We start from the raw sequence: 17,921 nt of genomic DNA on the forward strand, positions 1-17,921 counted from the left end.
GCGAGGGCGAGTTCCCCGACCCACCGGGGTCGGGGGTGAAGCCCGACACTCGACCTAATGTTCTGTCTGCTCGATATACCGTTCAACCACTTCTTCTGACACCGCACCCGTCGTCCCCACGTAGTACCCAACCTTCCAGAACCCACCACCCCAGAAATATGACTCCCGAATCTCAGGATACCTTTCCAGCAAGTGCTTACCCGAATACGACTTGAACTGTCGAGCGATGTCGGCAGGACTGTGCTTCGGGTCGCACTGGACGAACAGGTGAACGTGGTCGTCTGCTATCTCCAACGCCAGAATCTCGTGCCCGAAGTGGTCGGCAGTCTCCGAAAACAACTCCCGCACATCGTCTTCAACCACGTTGAGAACCGGGTGGCGGTACTTGGAACACCACACAAAGTGATACTTGCAGGAACTAACCGAATGCGCATGACTGCGGTACTCCTCCATCCCTAATCCCTACATTTATGACAGTATGGAACGATTGTCAAAGTATGGGTGAAGAAGCCACGAAAACCATTCAGACGCGCCTTCAAATAGCGTCTGGTGAACGGTCGTGGCTTCACGACGCCCGCCTCGCCTCACGCGAGATATTCAACCAAACCATCCGCCTCAAACAGCAAGGGTACAATCGCACCGAGATACAGCGGGAAGTTGACCGCGACGACTTCTTGCGGAACAACAAGTGCGCGGTCGTCGGGAAAGCCCTCCAAACGTGGAACTCCTACCAGTCACTCAAAGACTGGTGGGAGAACCAAGACGACCCTGACGGCGGGAAGCCGACCCCGCCGAGTACCGACAAATCTGGTGTGTACCCGCTCGTGATGGCGCACGCGGAAGGCTACCGCCTCACCGTAGATGACGACACGAACCGCGTCCGGTTCCGCATCAGCCCGAAACCCTACAAGAAGGTGAAGGGCCACCTTCGCGGAGAGCCGGACGCGATGGATGAACTTCGAGACGCCATCACGTCGGATAAGATCGATGTGGGGCAGGCAGAACTCCTGTACCGCGATGGCGTGTACTACCTACACGTCACGGTCACACGCGAGTTCGACGTGCCCGAACCAGACACCAGCGACACGCTCGTCGGCGTGGACATCAACGAGCGTAACGTCGCACTCACCGCCCTCGACCGCGAGACGATGCGGACAAAGGGCACGCTCGTCCTCGACTATGGACGGGTGAAGGAGGAACGTCAACGCTACCATACAATCACCACTCGCTGTCAGGAACACGGCAAGACGAGCATCCACCGGAAACTCGGTGACGACGAAGAGCGATTCACCGAGTGGGTGTTGCACCGTCTCTCCCGTGCGGTCGTGGAGTTCTCGGAGCAGTTCTCGAATCCGGTTATCGTGTTCGAGGATATGACCGGCATCCGCGACGAAATCAAGCACGGGACGTATATGAACCGGCGGTTGCACAAATTGCCGTTCCACAAGTTCGAGACGTTCGTCTCGTATAAGGCGACGTGGCGAGAGATTCCTATGGATACGGTGGATGCGTACTACAATTCGAAGACGTGTTCGTGCTGTGGTGAGCGTGGGAGTCGTCAAGGACGGCGTTTCCGGTGTACGAACGACGAGTGTGTTGTGGTGCAAGATCACGCCGACCGGAATGCGTCGGTGAACATCGCGTGGCGCGAGACGGTGAAACTCGACGGTAACGAATCGAATTACCGGACTCACAAAACCCAATCACAAGTTCGGTTGGTGCGTCTGTCCGGGTCGGGGCGCGTAAGCCGCCCAACCTCATCCCGTTCCCTCGCGGAACAGGGAGTGTTAGCGCACGGTTGAGGGAACTACAAAAGCCTCAGGCCATCGTGCCCGAGGCTGTTTACGCGAATCCCAGTAACAGAAGATCGATGGCAGGAACTCACCGAACTGAAGGGCGCAGGCCAGACGTACGACGAACTCCTCAAGGAACTGATTCAGGAGCGGAACCGGCGTCAGCTCGCCGAACGAGTTCGTTCGGTACGGAAAGCGGACGAGGAGGAGCTGGCGTCGCTCGATGAGCTATAGTATTCTGCTTTCCGAGGACGCCAGAGCGTACTACAATCAGCTGGACGAAAAGAGCTAACGCATTATCAAGGAGACCTTCGAGAAAGTGGAAGAGGGGCCGCATCCGAAACCAGGGGCGGGAAGCGGTAACCGTGAGAAAATACCATGACGGTGAGGAGATTCACCGGCTCCACATCGGGCGAACCTACACAGTGCTCTACGATATTCTTGAAGACGGAATGGGGGTTTTGCGTCGTCGGATTACTGTCTATCGACGAAGTATACGACCGATATGGCTTCTGAACCGCCTGCCGGCACCGTAAGTGTTCTTGATAAGTGTAGTTAGGTCGTGTGATTTCAGCTATCCATCAGATCGTGCGGAGACTCCTGCATAGTAGGTGATCCCGCTGATGATTCCGCCGATCGTTACCTCAAAGAGGCTTACGGCCGGATCTTGACCAAGGGCGACGAAGACTGCTAGCAGGAGAAGAGATGATACTACGGAAATAATTAGGGCTGCTACTTTTGCAGAGACGCTTGTTCCAAGTCCAGTTTTGACAGTTGCCATTGTTTAGAGCTTGCTCGACTAGTATTAGATATAGGGGATGTCTACGTCAATAATATCTCCGCTCTCGTTCGGCCCACACACATCAAGCCCAGAGGACTTACAGATTGTCGCGGCGAGGTCGTCACCACACCCCGACGCTTTCTCAGCGACCTTGCAGACGATCTTGACGAACGTCACACAGCCAATTCCTCCAACGACACTAATTCCGAGGAGTCCACACAGGAACCCACCGAACGCGCCACAGACATTTCGACAGATGAGTTTCGAGGCGTAGTAACAGCCACTACACGAACTAATGTTTAATACGTCCGGGAGGTCTGGGTAGTCGATCTGAGTACTGACGTCTTGTGTCGAGACGCCTTGTGTACTCTGTCCCTCACTAAGATCGTTGATGAGCGTCCGAACTGCCTTCTCGTTTGGTTCCGCTGTTGTCTTCGTAAATTCCCCATCAGCCTCTTTGGGACCGTTTGAAGCGACGGACGGGGCCGCCCCAGAGGAGTTGGTGCCCATGAGGTCATACCGCTCAAGCTTCTTGAACACACCATCTTTGTGGTAATGTTCGATGTCGAGCTCTGCGACTACTGTCTCGTGAGACTCAGAGTGCCATCCGAGAATAATGCCCGCACGGGTGTTTTCGTCTGCATCCTGCAGTTCGTACGAGGCAACCTCGCGCTTGAAGTTCTCCGCGTCGACACCACCGACATTGAGTTCGGTCTTTTCCCAACTGAATGAGTATCCGAGTTCTTCGGCTTTTTGGCGTAGTTGCTTGAACTCATCCGTTTTTGCGATTGCGTGTGCGACCTGCTTTTTCTTCTCGCCGTGGTAGATTGAGACGGGATCGGGGTTATCTCCGTTTGCGGCTGCAACCGAGACATTGAGTGTTGATCCGATACCGATCGAACTGAGTGCTGCCATGCTTTTCAGTACTTTACGACGATTAGGTTTTTCATCTGTCATCTGCGTGTATTTCGTAATTATCCACTTACATAAAACTTTGTGATATTATCAGGTAGATATATCTGGGAGAAGATAAACTATAGCTCTATGACGACTTCTCTACGGCAGACAGTACGCGTCTATGGCTCACTGCTCGTTCTCGTAATTGGCTTTCTCTGTGGTGGTTTGACCATCGCCTTATTCATCTCCGCCTCTTGGGTGGTTGAAACACTCGGCTTAGTTGGGTTTGTACTCTATGTACTCACAACGTTTCTCTGCGCACTCCTCTCGTTCATGTTTGACCTCATTGGGAACGCCAAAGAAGCGTTCGCCTAGTCTGGCCGAGGAGTCTGCTGTTGCCTACGACACAACTTGCTGAGTAGAACTATCGTCACCAAGCTGCACGTTCAGTGCTTAATTTCACTGCCTTCACGATCTTCACAGGATATTCGTATATCCGATAATACAGACATTTAAAATATATTACTATTCTAAAGTCGAAAAATAGATAATAGATTAACCCTTTTTGAGCGTACATGAAAATTACTGTAATCAAGACACTCCGCCAACCAGAGTATACCGGCGAAAACAGATGTAAGCCGTGCACGCTGTTGAATCTCACCATCGCAGTGATACTCAGCTCAGTTATCGCACGCAAATCAAAACTTGGAGGCGCACTCGCAATAGGGGTTTCAATAGCGCTCATCTACCTCAGAGGATACCTTGTTCCTGGTACACCAACAGTGACAAAGCGCTACCTTCCGCCAGCAGTACTTCGATGGTTCGGCAAAAAACCCGGAGCCAGAGGTAGCAACTGGCATCGGAGGCGACAACACGGCACCGCAGCCGCTATCAGGAGATCAGCCGCAGTCTACGCAACTCACGACGACGTACAACGCGGGCGAACTTCACGACGACCACCCCGTCCGCTTCACGAACGGAGGGCTACGACTCGACCACAAGCCCGAGAACGCCATCGAGTGGTACGTCAAAATCCCGCACCACGAGGACTACCACCTCTGGATGCCAGCACAGCCGAACCCTGAACAGCGGGACTGGTTGGAAGCGTTGAACGCGGGAGACGCCACGATGGGCGAAAGTCGGCTGTTCGAGCGGGACGGAACGTGGTATCTCCACGTCACCGCCACCCGCGACGTAGAGGAACGCTCCGATGTGTCCGCCGAAGAACGGACGCCCATCGGAGTGGACATCGGGGAAGCGTCACTCGCCACGGTGTGTCACCGCGACGGCCACGGTTCTCCGACCGCGCCCGAACTGTGGGCCGACGAGGGCAAGACCGTTCGTCGGCTCCGCAAGACCTACTTCACCGCCACACGACGACTCCAGACGCGCGGAAGCGAACGTATCGTGGAGTCCTTCGGGGACGACATATGGGACCAGATAGACGACGTATTCCACCGCGTCACCCGCGAGATCGTGGAGTACGCCGAGTCCGTCGAGAACCCGGTTCTCGTTTTAGAAGACCTGACGTACATACGGGAGTCGATGGACTACGGTAAGTACATGAATCGGCGTCTCCACGGATGGGGATTCGCCAAACTCCACGCGCAGATACGCTACAAGGCCGTCGAGAAGGGCATCCCCGTCGAGACGGTGAACCCGCGCAACACGTCGAAAGAGTGCCACGCTTGCGGTGAAGTGGGGTATCGCCCGCGACAGGCGACGTTCAAGTGTACGAACGACGCTTGCTGGATGGGCGAGTACCAAGCGGACGTGAACGGCGCGATAAACATCGCAGACCGCTACCTCAGCGGAGAGAGCCATTCAAGAGAACACACGGATGGCGATGACTCGGCTGGGGATGGGGGGCGTTTGACCGCCCCGCAAGACACCCTAGCCGATGCTACCACGCAGGAGACGCTTGGGACGTATGCGTCTTGAAACCATAGGGCCACGCCCGGCCTGAAATCCCGTGGTGGGATTCCCGCGTCTTCAGGCGCGGGAGGAGGTCAAGCACGGGACACTCCACTGGCCGACGAGACGGCCGCTCTGGATATTGGTGCGAACAATCTCGTTGCCTGTACCACGACGACCGGCGAGCAATACCTGTATGAAGGCCGTGAGTTGTTCCAGCGATTCCGTGAGACGACGGGAGAAATCGCCCGGTTACAGTCCAAGCTACGGGAAGGCCGCTACAGTAGCGAGCGTATCCGGCGGCTGTACCGGAAACGCACTCGTCGCCGGGACCACGCACAAGAGGCATTGTGTCGTGACCTGCTCGAACGACTGTACACCGAGGGCGTGGACGCGGTGTATATCGGTGGCCTGACCGACGTACTCGAAACGCACTGGTCGGTCGAGACGAACGCCAAGACCCACAACTTCTGGGCGTTCAAGCACTTCACCGAACGACTGGCCTGTACCGCCGAAGAATACGGCCTCTCGGTGGAAGTCCGGTCGGAAGCGTGGACCAGTCAGGAGTGCCCACAGTGTGGCGGCACAGACCCAACGAGACGGCATCAGGACACGCTCACCTGTCCCTGTGGGTTCGAGGGTCACGCCGACCTTACGGCGTCAGAAACGTTCCTGAAGCGGTATACAGAGAACGCAGTCAGGCCGATGGCACGGCCCGTGCGGTTCGAGTGGGACGACGATGAATGGTCAGAGTCACCACGCTTTCACCGTCCCAAAGAACAGCGCACAGACCCGAGTACCGTCCACCGTGACGGGAATGTTGCGTCCAGGGAATCGGCATAGCCGAGACTCCTACGGAGGAAACCGCGCCGTTTACCGCGCGGAGGATGTCATTGTGTCACGAATCGTTGTTCGGTAGCGGTCAGCGATTGTGGCGGCGAGTCGCCGCTCAACTCGACTGAGTCCGAGCAGACGAATCACTACTGCGTAGGCGAACAATCCAGAGAGGACGCCCACAGCGAAACCCAGCGTGCCGCCGAGTGCCGTTCGAGCGAGCACGCCAAGCCCCGCAAACGGGATCGCTGCGAGGAGGGGTGAAAGATGACGGCGTGTGAAGGGTTGCATCCCCTCCAGATAATACAGTCCAACCACCTCAGCGGCGTTGTTCAGGACGTTCATCAAGAGGTAAGCCGTAACCACGCCAGGGAGACCGTACCAGCTAGCCAGCGGGACGGCCACTACGACCAGGAGCGCCGTGACACTGCCGTTGATCGCGAGGCTCGCCTTCTGGTGATCGGTCATTGTGAGGATGAACCCAACACTCCCGGCCGCGGAAGCGGCGTACTGTGCAAGGATAAACGCCGGAAGTAGAGCCGCAAAGGCTGTGTACTCCGTCCCGAAAACGGACAGCAACTCACGGCGGTAGACGATCATCGGAACCGCGATCGCAGTTGCCCCAACGAGGACGAGCCGCGTGGTTACCTGATACAGTCGGTCCAGTGCCTCGTGGTGTCCATCAGAGTGAAGCGTCGAGATGACCGGCGAGATGAACTGGTTGATCCCAGTCAGTGGGAGTCTGACGAACCCCCCAAGCAACGCACCGACAACGAACACGGCCCCAGCCGTTCCAGAGAGAAACCACGCAATGAGCGGATAGAAGCCGAGTTGCTGTGTCGTATACGCGAATCCAGTGAAGAACAACGGAATCGTGTACCGGAGGAACTGTACTGCGGTTTCGCGACCTCGGTCGCCCAGCAACCGTGGTCGAACGTCGTGTTTCACGCCTAGCCAACAAGCGAATCCGACACCGAGGATGGCGTTGACGGCGACAGTTCCAATCAGGACGGCGACGAGGCTGTCGAAAACGACGACACCAACAGCTGCGACACCCAGCTGAGCCAGCGGCGAGACCACCCGCATCGAAAGGTTCAGCGCTCCGACTTCTTCGAAGGATCGCAGCAACGAACCGGTGGTGCTGAGCCACACCAGCGCTGGCAGTCCGATCCCGCACAGTTCGAGGAACCGGACAAACTGTGGCCCTTCGTCGGTGAGTGCCGCGAGTGTCGGAGCCGCCAGCGTCAAACTGGTACCGAACAATACCGAAATCGACACCAACAGCACAGACCCGAAAGTCATCATGGCGTCACGTTCAGCCCGTGTGTCGGCCGTCGGAATGTATCGCGGAAACCCAGACATGAACCCGCCGGCAAGGCTACTTGGCACACGTTGGAATCGGCGAGCGAGCGCATACAACCCATACGCACTGGCGACGAATCCGTTGGTGAGTACTGCGGTCAAACCGAACGTGACGAATTTCTCGAACAGGATTGCCAGAATCGACACGGTCGCGCCGTGTGCGACACGTTCGAGAGCGTCATCCAGTTGGGCGTCCGAGGGGTCGGACACATTCTCGCACACACTCTCGTCTGGTGATCCTGTTTCATCCTTCTCTCGTTCAATTGGACTCTTTTTTGACATATTTTGTGGATTTATACAGAGTAAAGAATTCTTCTAGCAGCACCCAGAAGCGAGATAGCAATCATTGTATTAACCTAGTATATATTCTTTCATTATTCCTTCCACGGCGAGAAATGTCCGCACTTCAGCTATCTCAACTCGCTTGAATTCCTCAAAGTATCTCACAAGGATAGGTCAAACACTGGTGAACGTCTTCCGTACCGAACTGAGTCAATCTGGACGGCGTGATTGTACGACTGAGACAACTCCAGAGAAACGAATCGGAGGAGAACCTACCACAGTAATTCCACTGTCTCGTACTGCAGGTCCGACGCAAATCGGTCCTGGAGTGCACCGGAAATACCGTGCGAGACACCCCTGACTCCGCAAAATGAGTGTCTCGATTCGCCAGGTAAATCGGTCGGTCCCACTCGGAACATACTGCTAAACGGACAAACGGTGGGTTGCGTAAGAGTCCGCGTCTGACCACCGAACTACTTCTTGAACAGTATATCAACCTCTCATCTGTCGCTCCCTACACCAACGCGTGACAGACAGGCACGCTTGTGAGTGGATGGTGTTTCTGGTAACGACTTTGAGGCTCGTCGGCGTCCTCCGCACCATATTAATAGCTGATCTAGTGTAGACCAATTTATTGATTTATTTTCTTATACTTTAGTAATTCTTTCCACAGCAATTCATGCGATCTCGTCGCTGTGTTACATCTACATGCATGATGTGTAATATCCTATCTGGTGCTCTTTGTTTCGCGTGCGTTATATCACTCCTCTATCCTGCGTCTTCATCACGCCGGAGTTATAGCCAGCATCCACGCGGACACGAGTGATGCTATGGCTACCTAGTTGACAGTACCAGACAGAACACTGATAATATCTCCATAGTATTGGTTTCGTCCGAAAGTTTATAACTCCGTGAACAGGAGGATAATAAGAAACCAATGGATCCAGCATCGTCAGACATGGGTGGCGAAGCGACTGGAGAACACCTCGCAGACGAGTTGTGCGAGGCATACCTCGGGGACAACGAGGACGACGGTGGTGACGAACTGCAGCGACTCAGCCGCGAGCGGGACTTCTGGAAGCACATGTTCAATCAGCTCGTTGCCGAGTATCCGGAGGGAATTCTCATCACCGCCGCTGATGGGACGGTGACACACTGGAACGAGCGGTTCAGCGACCACATGAAGATGGCTCGATCGGACGCCCTCGGCGAGGACGCCAGCGATGTCTTCAGCACCGCGGAGGAGTCCGAGACTCTTCCTGAAGCGGTAGTTCGCACCGGCGACACAGTCGAGGAAGAAGAGCCCCACGACGTCCCCACGGACTCACTCTGTCAGTACCACGGCGTTCCGCTCCGAGCCCCGACGGGAGACGTTGTCGGCAGCTTTGGAGTGGTCCCGGACATATCCGAGAAAGTCAAAAACCAGCGCGAACTCCACGACCTCCACGAGACCGTCAGCAGTAACGTGGGCGAACATCTCTCAGAGCTCTCCGAATCCATCGACGAGGTCGGGTCGTTTGCCGAGGAGACTGAAGCATTCGCTGGCGAGGAAATCGAACGCATGGAGGGCGTCGCCGACGAGGTGTCTAACCAGTCAGCGACCATCGAGGAAATCGCCTCCAGCGCCGAAGAGGTAAGTCAGGCCAGCCAGCGGGCGCAAGATCGGGCAACCGAGGGTGAACAGACGGCTGAAACCGCTATCGACCGTATGGGGGCGGTTCAGGAGTCGGCCGAGCGGGTCAACGACACCATCGACGGCCTCACCAGCCAGGCCGACGAGATGAGTGAGATCATCGATGCGATCAACGACATCGCCGATCAGACGAACATGCTCGCGCTGAACGCGTCCATTGAAGCTGCTCGCGCCGGCGAGAAGGGGGAGGGGTTCGCGGTGGTCGCTGACGAAGTCAAATCGCTGGCTGAGGAGTCACAGGAGCGAGCCGACGAGATCGAACAGATGATCGTCGAAATGGTCGAAACGACCGATCAAACGGCAGACCGGATCGGACAGACCACGACGGAGATCGAGGAGGCGATCAAAGCCGTAAGGGAGACGATGGATTCGCTTCAGGAGATCCGCAAGGCTGTCGACGAGACTGCCACCGGTGTCAAAGAGGTCGCGGGGGCGACCGACGATCACGCCGCCAGCACTGAAGAGGTGGCAGCCACGACTGATGAGGCTGTTGACAAACTCACCGAGCTCGAGGACAAACTCGACGATCTGAGTCAGATCGCCAGCGAGCAACACGGCCGTGTCGCGGAGATCGAAGACATGGTTGACGAACTCGTGGAGTAACGCCGCTAAATATACGTCGTTGCTACAACTCAGTGCATCGAGCACCTATCCAACGGTTCGGGGGCATCTCGCACTCTCCAGTAACGTCCAGACGGCGAGACACTGCCACGAGTAGGGAGTGCACCGCGTCGTCGGTCGACTAAACACTGTGTTCGGGTTTGTTACGAACCGACCGTGGGGTCTGTGCCGCCGGCTCCAACATTTTGTACGGAGTTCTGACACTAGTACCGAAGTTACCGACAGCGACCCCGCTCCCGAATCTTTTTCATCACAGATTGCGCATAGAAATCATGGCCCTCCAAGCGCCAGGCAGCGAAAGTACCACAGAACCCGAGGACAGCACGCAGATAACGATCCAAACGGACGCGCTCACCAAACGGTACAACGATACCGCCGTGGTGTCCGGGCTCGACATCGCCATCCGCGAAGGAGAGGTGTACGGATTCTTGGGGCCCAACGGCGCGGGCAAATCCACGACGATTGATCTATTGATGGATTACACCCGACCGAGTTCGGGGTCGGCGTCAATCTTCGGGCTGGATGTACGCGAAAAGACCGCGGAAATCCACGCTCGAACAGGGATCCTTCCCGATCAGTTCGGTGTCTATGGGTCGCTCACTGGCCGCGAGCATATCACATACGTTCTCGATGCGAACGACGCGACAGGGGATCCGGCCACCGTTCTCGGTCGTGTCGGACTCTCGGAAGCGATCGACCAGCGGGCCGGTGGCTACTCGAAAGGAATGCGCCAGCGCCTCGGCCTTGGCATGGCCCTGGCGGGTGATCCGGAACTGCTGATCCTCGATGAACCGTTCTCGGGGCTAGATCCGAACGGCGTCAGGCTTGTCCGTGATCTCGTGACCGAGGAGCGAGACCGTGGCACAACGGTGTTTTTCTCCAGTCACGTTCTGGATCAAGTTGAGCGGGTCTGTGATCGTGTTGGCTTACTTGCTGAGGGAGATCTCGTCGCAGAGGGCACTCCTAGTGCCCTTCGAGAGGCTGCGGGAGTCGAAACGACGCTCCGGGTTGAGACGGATAGTCCTGAGACAGCGGTCACAGCCGCCGAACGCCTCGACGCTGTGTCCAGCGCGTGGTCCGTAGACGACACAGTCGTTGTATCGTGTCCCCCGGACCGACGGTACGGTGTCCTCACTGCACTCGACAAGGCGGGGATCAGTGTCCGGACATTTGACGTCGATACCGGAACGATCGAGGATGCGTTTGTCGCGATAGCTGAGACGTAACGGCGACCACACCGTAGTTAGTCGAGGGGCCGCCGCTGAAAGACCAGTACTGCAAGTCCCCCTACAACCCCACACCAGATCGCAAACAGCGCGACCGTGATCGACGGATGCAAGAACCATTCGGGGACGGTTGAGTCGAAGACCTGCGTGACAATGACATCCTGTGAATACGAACCCCGCTGGAGCTCAGAAAGGATCCCGATAGCGTTTCCAGCCGAGTTCGGAGCGTCAAGAACGGCGTTCGTTGCGACGCTGAACACGTTGATCGGTGGGAGCCAGCGGAGCAACACATACACTGGGTCTGCCGGTGGCGAAAACCCGCTTACTGTTATCCCTGTAATCCCACGGTAGATGAGATTTGAGACGTTATACCAACTCAGCTGTATTCCGATGATACCAGTGGTGAGTACAGCACCAACTGCTTGCCGCCGAACTAGTGTAGAAATCCCTACGCCAATGCAAGTCAGGCAGCCGACGTATGCGATTATCAGGAGGAGATACGGAGCAAGCGTGTGGAGTGGGACGACTCCGGTTGATGGGACACTGCTCACGCAGACGCCGAGGACAGCAAGCACAATCGGAATGACGAAGGCTGCTGTGCGGCCAGCGACAGTTCCAGCCAACAACTCGCTTCGTGAGATGGCTGTCCCAGCAGCCACACGGATCCGTCCAGTTTCACGCTCGACCGTCACTGCACGGAAGCTACCGAACAGCACGCCAACAAGGCCAACCGACATGATCGGACGCTGAGCGACTGCAAGTGGGAGAGTTGAGCCGAAGTAGTCGACAGCGAGTGACGGTTGCGAGCGCGTAAGAACGCTCCATGTGAACACTGCAATACCGAGCACCCAAACCCCAGGCCCACGGAGTAGGCGCTGGAACTCACGCCTGGCGACCGGCTGCCAGGACCCCGGAAGCATGTCTGAAACCCCGGATTGACCGACGGATTCGCCGGGCGCGTGGTTTGAACGTGACGGCAGCGTCGGCCGACGTTGCCACAACGCCCGGATGTACCCGACCTGAGTTCCGGGGGAGACGGGACGCCGCTTGAACCGAGCGCATCCGAGGGCGAGAGAAGCACCGGGCCAGGCGACACCAACGACGAGACCAACCCATGACTGCAGAGCTGTGGGGACGGAAGGCTTGTTTGCCAGTGTCACCTCGGAGACAACGTTGGTGATCGGCTCGGGTCTACTTGCCCACCCGAAGGCCCAGTTCGTGACGCCGAAATACGAGTTCGGGAGGCTACCCCAGCCCAGATCGGCGAAAAGCGCTGACTGGACCGCCTGGCTATCGGGTGGTGAGCCGGTGGCGAGAGTCCACACCATTGGACGGGTGAGTGAACTCCAAAGCAGACCGCCGAACAGAAAGACGATACAGCTGAGAAGTGCTGCACGGGTCGTCGAAGAGCTCGCAGCCGAAATGCCAACGATAACGCCAGTCCACGCAAACGCGTAGACAACTGACGCCAGCAGAACAACCAAGAAAATCGGCAGTGAGAACCGGCCCGACTGGAGCGCGTTGCTGCCCACAACAACACAGACAAACCCAACAACTGGGACTGAGATCGCAGCGCCACGACCCACGGTCTTTGCAATGACAAACTCGCTGCGGGTGAGTTCGGTGCCGAGTAAAACACGTGCGGTTCCTGTCTCGCGGTCACCAATGATCGCGCGCACTCCAAGTGCGAGCGCTGCGAAAGGGACGATGATGGCGACAACCACCTGTATACCTGTGAATGCCAGGGCCTCACCGAGCAACTGGCGTTGGGCGGGTGTGAACGTCGGTGCATACTGATTCATCAGGAGCATCGCGAGGACGATCACCCATGGTGTCTTCCCGCGAATGAACCTCTTGAACTCCGTTCTAGCAACGGCGGTGGAGGGCATTACGGTAGTATACAGCAATCCATCGTGTAGTTTCTTTGGGATACAAATCACACTGTGAAAGATAGTGTCCTCATTGAGGGAACCGAAACTGCACCGACGATGGTGCTCTAACTGACTACGTAATACAGGCGGCTGTGACGTAGTTATTCGTCTACCTGGCGTCTAGACGCGACAAAGACCGACCCAGACGGCACTAAGCTCAACCGTCCGACTGTTTGCGTAGAGAAATCCCCCACACAATTCGTTCCTTTCCAAAAAATATACTTATTGATGATTATTCATAGAGATTTTATGAATTAGGGTAGAAATATATTCCAAACTATTATGCGCCAGCTTCGACTCATGCGGTACATAAATGAGATCCCGGACCATGGGTAGTGAGATCAAGCTCCAGTCACCTATCACGGCACATGAAACGAGTTCATAACACGTCCCGACGGGCAGCGATCGGCGTGTTTGTGGTCGTCCTCCTCGTTGGACCTGGGATTCCGGCTGTGGCCGCACAGGCAAGCGACTCCGGGCAAGTGATCGGGAACCCGGATCTCAACGTCCTCACCAGCTCCGGGGAGTTCGAGGCTGGGACGACAACTGAGTTACAGCTCACCGTCTCGAACAAGGGTCACCTCAAGAAAGGAGGACCGTCGCAGTACGAGGATCGTGTGACGACCGCTCGGGGTCTCACGCTCGACGTACAAGATGATACGGTCCCGATCGACGTGACGACGGGAACCATCGGCGTCGGCCGCGTGCCGACTGGCACCACGTCAGTAACGCCGGTCAGCGTGACGGTTCCCGAAGACGTGGACCCGGGAGCGTATCGTGTCCCCATCGAATACTCGTACGCGTACACGCGGGCTGTGAACTACAACACGAAGGGCGCACAGTACAACGACTTCACCGAGACTGGGACGCAGTACATCACGATCCAGGTTCGAGACCAGGCGCAGTTCGAGGTCGTGGATCGCTCCACGACCGCACAGGTGGGGTCGCGAGGCGACCTCAGTGTGACGGTCGAAAACGTCGGGACCGAGCCAGCCAGGGAGGCCAGCGTCACCGCAGCGTCCCGGAGTGATGCGCTGTCAGTTGGCACCAAGTCGACGCAGTCGACGGCCCAAGTCGGCTCGTGGGAGCCCGGTGAACAGCGAACCCTCAACTACACCGTCTCGCTCGATGACGACGCTGCGACACGAGCGTACACGGCTGATCTGACTGTCGACTACACCGACCCCGATGGTATCGCCCGGACCTCGCGCACGCTGAGTGTTGGTGTGGACCCACGAGCAGAACAGCAGTTCTCCGTCGCGAACGTCTCGACCAACCTGCGCGTTGGTCGTGAGGGATCCGTCCAGGGTTCAGTGGTGAATGATGGCCCGAACCCGGTCACCAATCCAGTCGTCCGGATCGCCGCCCAGAACCCCAACATCCACGTGGATTCGACGGCGTACGCAGTCCCGGATCTCGGCCCCGGTGAGCGGGCGCCGTTCGAGTACACGGTCAGCGTGAGCGACGCTGCAAGCGCCAGCGTCCAGCAGCTCAACCTCACAGTGAAATACCGCGACCAGCGGGGGGACGTGCGCTACAGCGACGGCCTAGAGACGAACGCCGACATCAAGCCCTATCAAGACCGGTTCGCGGTGGCTGTGGAGAACAACACGCTGCAGGCGGGCGGCGAGCGGGCGCTGACAGTCACGGTCACGAACAACGGCGACGACCCGATCACGGACGTTGAAGCGAAAGCGTTCGTGGATGACCCACTCGGCAGCGACAACGACGAGGGGATCGTCTCGGAACTCGCACCGGGGGCTTCAGAGACGATCACGATCTCGCTTGACACCGGCGGGAGCACGCTCCCGAAACGGTATCCGGTCTCCATCGAGTTCCAGTACGAGCTACCCGACGGCGACACGGAAACGTCGCGGTCGTACACACTGCCGATCGAGGTGACCGCCAGAAACGGTGGTGGGCTCCCAGTCGGTCTGATCGCGGGCGGGATCGTGGTCGTTGGCGTGGTTGGCGTGGTTGGATGGCGGCGTCGGAGTCAGGACTGAACAGATGGATATCCAGATCGAATACCAGCGATATATCGACGCCGTCGACGAGTGGATCGTCACCCGTCCGAAGACAGTGTTGCTGGTGTTTCTGCTGTTATCAGCAGGGTTTCTGCTCGGTCTCGGTGGGTCCGGCACGTCCTCGGGGACCAGCCAGTTCACCGAGGACGTGCCGGCCCAAGAAGCGCTGAAAAGCGTCAACGAGGACTTCGAACGCGTGACGTTCGAGGCGGACACGGGAACGACGCAGTTGATCCAGTCGGGCACGAACGTGCTCTCGAAGCCCGAGTTGCTGCGGATGCTACGCGCACAGCACCGGCTTCGAACGAACCCCGATCTGGAGGTCGCAGGGACAACAAGCGTTGCTCGCGCGGTTGCGCGGACAGTTGACCCGTCCGCGAAGACGCTTCCCCGAGAGATCGACGCCATCGAGCAGGCGACGCCGGCGGAGATCGACACCGCAGTCGAGACCGCAGTTGAGCGTACGCCTGGGCTCACAGCCAGCTTGAGCACGGATTTCAACGCCGAATCGGCGTCAGCAGCGTCGACGATCGGGATCGTCACACATTCGCTGTCGACGGAAACCTCAAACTCAGCGGGCGCAAGCGGGTCGAGCCCGCTCACGGAGATCCAACAGCACGCTTCGTTCATCGCGTCCTCGGTCGGTGGCGATATTACGGTCTTCGGGAGCGGCATACTCGCCGCGGAGTTCGGGGACGTGATCAGTGACTCGTTGGCGCTTGTGGTTCCGGCAGCGGTTGTGTTGATCCTGTTTTTCCTGATCGTGGCGTACCGCGACCCCATTGACCTCCTGATCGGAATCGTCTCGCTTGCGATGGCGATCCTGTGGACGTTCGGGTTCATGGGGCTGGCCGGGATCGCGTTCTCGCAGATGCTGATCGCCGTGCCGCCGTTGTTGCTGGCGGTTGGCATCGACTTCGGGATACACGCGATCAACCGATACCGTGAGGAGCGTGTGCTTGGTGGCGGCGTCCGAGAATCCATGCGAACGGCCACGGACCAGTTGCTGGTTGCGTTCACGATCGTGACCGGAACGACCGTGATCGGGTTCGCGGCCAACGCGAGCAGTCAGCTCGGTCCGATCCGGGATTTCGGGCTGGTGGCTGCCGTCGGAATCGTGTTCACGTTTCTCATTTTCGGGATCTTCTTGCCAGCGGCGAAGGTGTACGCCGACACGCTCCGGGAGCGTGTGGGCGTCCCCGAGTTCGGCTCCCAGCCACTGGGGGCCGAAGACTCAGTGCTGGGCCGGATCCTTCCGGCTGGCATCCACATCGGTCGCGTCGCCCCGAAGGCGTTCCTGATCGTGTTGGTAGTGAGCACAGCCTGGGTTGGCAGTTACGGGGCCGGCGTGGACAGCCGGTTCACACAGGACGACTTCCTGCCGCCGGAGCACAACCCCCAGTATCTGGAGTACTTCCCGGCGCAACTGCAGCCCCGGGAGTACACCGTGACTGGAACCACGAACTACCTCGAGGAGACCTTCGAAACGGGTGAGGAAGACGTAACGACGGTGTACGTCGAGGGGTCGTTGACTGACGGCAGCGCCCTGGAATCGATGTGGGGTGCAGGGGCTGGGCCCCCGGATAGCTTCGTTGCCGACGACGGGCACGCCAGGGAGACGAGTATTGTCTCAGTCATTCGCTCACACGCGCGGCGTGATCCGGAGTTCGCCGCGTTGGTCGCGCGCAACGACCGGAACGCCAACGGCATCCCCGACGACAACCTGAAAACGGTGTATAGCGAGCTGTTGTCGTCGTCGGCTCGTGATCGAGCACTGAACTACATGACTGCCGACTACACCGCAGCCCGCGTCGAATACGCCGTCGAATCCGATGCGTCGCAGGCGGCGGTCACCGCTGACACCAGGACAGTTGCGGATCGCTTCCGGATGTCGGCGACCGCGACCGGCGGCGTCGTCGTGCTGAAGGCGGTCTCGGACGTGATCGCGGAGTCCGCGTTCGTCAGTCTGGTGCTTGCGTTGCTCGGGAGTGCCGTCTTCCTGGTTGCGATCTACGGGTTGCTCGAAGGGACCCCATCGCTGGGTATTGTGAACTTGCTCCCGATCGCCGTCACAGTGGCCGCTATTGCGGCGACGATGCGGTTCCTCAACGTCCCGTTCAACGTCATGACGGGGACCATCCTCTCGATCGGGATCGGGCTCGGGATCGACTATTCGGCGCACCTCGTCCACCGGTTCGCGGAGGAGTACGACGCGTCGACGGACGTGTTCGACGCGCTGACCAGGACGGTTCGCGGAACCGGTGGCGCACTCACCGGGAGCATGCTGACGACTGTCACCGGAATCGGCGTGCTCGTCATCGCGATCACGCCGATTCTGGGGCAGTTTGGACTGCTCACTGGTGCCGCGATCCTGTACTCGTATCTCGCGTCGCTGATCGTGTTGCCGCCTGCGCTCGTCGTCTGGGCGCGTGTCGTTGGCGACAGCGACGCACACCCATCATCAGTGTCCGATCACATGACACAGTCGTCATGAGGCCCCGTACACGGGGTCGAGTAACGGAGCGCAACCAGTACGCCACTGAAACGGCCTGTTGGGGCA

12 protein-coding genes and 3 pseudogenes are annotated in these 17,921 nt (G+C 58.0%); 10 read left to right on the forward strand and 5 right to left on the reverse strand.

What is annotated here, in order from left to right:
• Positions 1-54: 54 nt before the first annotated feature.
• Positions 55-453 carry an IS200/IS605-like element ISH34 family transposase gene (gene tnpA / locus JT689_RS00745; RefSeq protein WP_205250666.1) on the reverse strand — a complete coding sequence of 133 codons (399 nt, stop codon included), beginning with the start codon at positions 451-453 and terminating at the stop codon, positions 55-57.
• Positions 454-497: 44 nt separating this feature from the next.
• Between tnpA and JT689_RS00750 the strand changes: the two genes are divergently transcribed.
• A complete protein-coding gene (locus JT689_RS00750; RefSeq protein ID WP_205250667.1) occupies positions 498-1,802 on the forward strand; it encodes an RNA-guided endonuclease TnpB family protein in 1,305 nt (434 codons plus the stop codon).
• Between the two features lie 36 nt (positions 1,803-1,838).
• Positions 1,839-2,027 (forward strand): hypothetical protein, encoded by a 189-nt coding sequence (locus JT689_RS12320; protein ID WP_229373339.1) that lies wholly within the window; start codon positions 1,839-1,841, stop codon positions 2,025-2,027.
• Between the two features lie 340 nt (positions 2,028-2,367).
• On the opposite strand, the gene JT689_RS00755 is transcribed toward JT689_RS12320, so the two are convergent.
• Together JT689_RS00755 and JT689_RS00760 are read right to left on the reverse strand one after the other, a co-directional pair.
• Positions 2,368-2,574, reverse strand: coding sequence for a hypothetical protein (locus tag JT689_RS00755; RefSeq protein ID WP_012289645.1), 207 nt, complete (start codon positions 2,572-2,574; stop codon positions 2,368-2,370).
• Positions 2,575-2,598: 24 nt separating this feature from the next.
• Entirely contained in the window at positions 2,599-3,531 is a 933-nt protein-coding gene (locus tag JT689_RS00760; RefSeq protein WP_229373313.1) for a halocin C8-like domain-containing protein, read from the reverse strand.
• Between the two features lie 87 nt (positions 3,532-3,618).
• Here JT689_RS00760 and JT689_RS00765 point away from each other — a divergent pair, with 87 nt between their 5' ends.
• The 4 genes and pseudogenes from JT689_RS00765 to JT689_RS00775 all read left to right on the forward strand — a co-directional run.
• On the forward strand, positions 3,619-3,846 hold the full coding sequence (locus tag JT689_RS00765; RefSeq protein WP_010904172.1) for a hypothetical protein: 228 nt from the start codon (positions 3,619-3,621) through the stop codon (positions 3,844-3,846).
• Between the two features lie 200 nt (positions 3,847-4,046).
• Positions 4,047-4,335: pseudogene (locus JT689_RS12325) on the forward strand (hypothetical protein); the annotation flags it as partial.
• Positions 4,336-4,386: 51 nt separating this feature from the next.
• A pseudogene (locus JT689_RS00770) lies at positions 4,387-5,412 on the forward strand (transposase); the annotation flags it as partial.
• Positions 5,413-5,484: 72 nt separating this feature from the next.
• Positions 5,485-6,228 (forward strand): annotated as a pseudogene (locus tag JT689_RS00775) (transposase); the annotation flags it as partial.
• A gap of 30 nt (positions 6,229-6,258) precedes the next feature.
• Here the strand turns inward: JT689_RS00775 and JT689_RS00780 are convergent.
• Entirely contained in the window at positions 6,259-7,791 is a 1,533-nt protein-coding gene (locus JT689_RS00780) for a lipopolysaccharide biosynthesis protein (protein ID WP_205250668.1), read from the reverse strand.
• 1,009 nt (positions 7,792-8,800) lie between these two features.
• On the opposite strand from JT689_RS00780, the gene car reads away from it, so the two are divergent.
• Complete coding sequence (gene car / locus JT689_RS00785) at positions 8,801-10,159, forward strand: chemotaxis signal transducer protein Car (RefSeq protein ID WP_176705234.1); 1,359 nt, start codon at positions 8,801-8,803, stop codon at positions 10,157-10,159.
• Between the two features lie 290 nt (positions 10,160-10,449).
• Positions 10,450-11,403 carry an ABC transporter ATP-binding protein gene (locus JT689_RS00790; protein WP_205250669.1) on the forward strand — a complete coding sequence of 318 codons (954 nt, stop codon included), beginning with the start codon at positions 10,450-10,452 and terminating at the stop codon, positions 11,401-11,403.
• A 17-nt stretch (positions 11,404-11,420) separates the two neighbouring features.
• Here the strand turns inward: JT689_RS00790 and JT689_RS00795 are convergent, their stop codons facing one another.
• Positions 11,421-13,292, reverse strand: coding sequence for an ABC transporter permease subunit (locus JT689_RS00795; RefSeq protein WP_205250670.1), 1,872 nt, complete (start codon positions 13,290-13,292; stop codon positions 11,421-11,423).
• Between the two features lie 452 nt (positions 13,293-13,744).
• Here JT689_RS00795 and JT689_RS00800 point away from each other — a divergent pair, with 452 nt between their 5' ends.
• Together JT689_RS00800 and JT689_RS00805 are read left to right on the forward strand one after the other, a co-directional pair.
• A complete protein-coding gene (locus JT689_RS00800; RefSeq protein ID WP_229373315.1) occupies positions 13,745-15,340 on the forward strand; it encodes a COG1361 S-layer family protein in 1,596 nt (531 codons plus the stop codon).
• Positions 15,341-15,344: 4 nt separating this feature from the next.
• A complete protein-coding gene (locus tag JT689_RS00805) occupies positions 15,345-17,855 on the forward strand; it encodes an MMPL family transporter (RefSeq protein WP_205250671.1) in 2,511 nt (836 codons plus the stop codon).
• The last annotated feature ends 66 nt before the right edge of the window (positions 17,856-17,921 follow it).

The organism is Halobacterium sp. GSL-19 (assembly GCF_016917855.1).
GTDB classification, from domain to species: Archaea; Halobacteriota; Halobacteria; order Halobacteriales; family Halobacteriaceae; genus Halobacterium; species Halobacterium salinarum.

Excerpts from the sequence above, each read along its gene's own strand:
- car (WP_176705234.1), top strand. The coding sequence starts at position 8,801 with ATGGATCCAGCATCGTCAGACATGGGTGGCGAAGCGACTGGAGAACAC.
- JT689_RS00760 (WP_229373313.1), bottom strand. The coding sequence starts at position 3,531 with ATGACAGATGAAAAACCTAATCGTCGTAAAGTACTGAAAAGCATGGCA.
- JT689_RS00805 (WP_205250671.1), top strand. The coding sequence starts at position 15,345 with ATGGATATCCAGATCGAATACCAGCGATATATCGACGCCGTCGACGAG.
- JT689_RS00755 (WP_012289645.1), bottom strand. The coding sequence starts at position 2,574 with ATGGCAACTGTCAAAACTGGACTTGGAACAAGCGTCTCTGCAAAAGTA.
- JT689_RS00750 (WP_205250667.1), top strand. The coding sequence starts at position 498 with ATGGGTGAAGAAGCCACGAAAACCATTCAGACGCGCCTTCAAATAGCG.
- JT689_RS00765 (WP_010904172.1), top strand. The coding sequence starts at position 3,619 with ATGACGACTTCTCTACGGCAGACAGTACGCGTCTATGGCTCACTGCTC.
- JT689_RS00790 (WP_205250669.1), top strand. The coding sequence starts at position 10,450 with ATGGCCCTCCAAGCGCCAGGCAGCGAAAGTACCACAGAACCCGAGGAC.
- JT689_RS00795 (WP_205250670.1), bottom strand. The coding sequence starts at position 13,292 with ATGCCCTCCACCGCCGTTGCTAGAACGGAGTTCAAGAGGTTCATTCGC.
- tnpA (WP_205250666.1), bottom strand. The coding sequence starts at position 453 with ATGGAGGAGTACCGCAGTCATGCGCATTCGGTTAGTTCCTGCAAGTAT.